Source organism: Polaromonas sp. CG_9.5 (assembly GCF_035984465.1).
Lineage (GTDB): Bacteria > Pseudomonadota > Gammaproteobacteria > Burkholderiales > Burkholderiaceae_C > Polaromonas.
The window spans coordinates 1-1,838 of sequence record NZ_JAXCHR010000064.1; the positions used below are offsets into that span (position 1 = coordinate 1).

Below are 1,838 nucleotides of genomic sequence, written 5' to 3' on the forward strand. Positions count from 1 at the left end.
TCCGGGTTAAGTGCACACCATCGTGGTGGGCAACTCCCCGGATACTGCCCGGCTCATCAACCCGGCGCAAGAATGGTGTTCGTCGGACGGTTACTGGCCAGCCGCTTACGACGACGCAACTAAAACGCAGCCTTTTCCGCCCAGCGAATCACCCTCTCGGAAGCGTTCAATAAGGGCTCGTTTAGGCATGCTGCCCTGGACAAGAACCTGAATATTCCCAGACTGCCCAAAAGTTGCCTGAAGCGCCTCGCCAATCGTTCGCAAGGCCCGCAAAGTGGTTGTCAGCACCATGGTACGGCCGCCCAGTTGACGCAACCAGGCAGCCGTACATTCGGCAACTTTTGCGGAGTGAGCCACATCACCGGGCTTGGGAAAGTTGCCCGGCACGTACAGCGCCGACTGGCGCGAGTAATCAAAAGGGCTTCCAATTCGCAGCACTTGCGCTTCTTCCAGACCGCAGGACTGCGTGAACCAGCTGAGCTTCTCATCATGACCAAGAGTGGCGGAAGTAAAAATCCAGGTTTTTACGCCTCCCCCTGAAGCACCCAGCATTTTGCTTTTCACTGCGTTGGAAATATCCAGTGGAGATTCGACCAGACGCAGTTGCAGGCCCACATCAACCCAACGCACAAAACCGGGCTCGCAAGCATTGCAAAAGCTTGCAACCCGCTCTGCCAATCGAATTGCGCGTTCATGAAGTCGCACAAAGTCAGGTGCGATCTCACTAACGGTGTCCAGCGCTGCGCATGCATGAGCACAAGCCGCATGAACAGTTTCGAGGGCTTGCTGCCAGTCAATGGCAAGCAGACCTTCCGGCACGGCTGCCGTCCAACGCAGCTTGGTGCCTGGAGGATGACTGCTGGCACACTGGCGCAACGCACGGGCCGCTTGTTCCGTAGCGCCAACCACTTCTTGCCAATCAACCAAACCGCGCGCCAGTTGCAGTCCAGCAGCTAACATGTCGCGGGAAAAGTCGAGTAACTGGCCTGTTGTGAGGTTGTTACCCAGAAACTGCACGCCCGTTTCATTCAATTGGTGGGCTTCATCAAAAATAGCAATTTTCACCGAAGGCAACAACTCGGCTACGCCCGAGTCACGAACCGCAAGGTCAGCGAAAAAGAGATGGTGATTGATCACTACGACGTCTGCAGCCATCGCCTCCCTGCGCGCCTGATTCACATGACAGGCACGAAAACGCGGGCATTGCGAACCCAGACAATTGTCGCGTGTTGAGGTGATAAAGGGAATGATCGGAGACCGCTCATCAAGGCCAGCAAGCTCTGCAAGATCACCCGTTCGCGTCACTTGCGACCACTGCTCAACGCGCGCCAAAGAACGTACCGAAATACCGTCTGACAGAGAAGTTTCATGGCGCGCCGTTTCCATACGGTGAATACATAGATAGCTGCTTCGACCTTTTAGCAAAGCGGCGCGTACCGGCAATTCAAGCGCTTCAATCAGGTGCGGTAGATCGCGACCAAATAACTGATCCTGCAACGCTTTTGTTGCCGTAGATAGCAAGATGCGTTCTCCACTCAGCAAGGCTGGCACCAGGTAAGAAAACGTTTTGCCCACGCCAGTGCTGGCTTCTACGACCAGAGCGTGCCCATCCTCAATAGCGTGTGCCACAGCGAGCGCCATCTCAGTCTGGCCGCTACGCGGTATAAATTGCTCTGTGGCCCGCGACAAAATGCCGCTCATAGAAAAAACCTCTTCAACTGTGTATAGACCGGAGACATGGGTAACTGACCTTGCCCCTGGATTCCGTATCCCATAACCGAGATCATGAACGGGCTTGATGGGCCTGAGCCGCAAGCCAGTTTTCCTCAAACTGCATC

1 pseudogene is annotated in these 1,838 nt (G+C 55.3%); it reads right to left on the reverse strand.

The window, feature by feature from the left end:
• Window positions 1–108: 108 nt before the first annotated feature.
• Window positions 109–1,701: pseudogene (locus RCH06_RS17795) on the reverse strand (ATP-dependent DNA helicase); the annotation flags it as partial.
• Window positions 1,702–1,838: the final 137 nt, after the last annotated feature.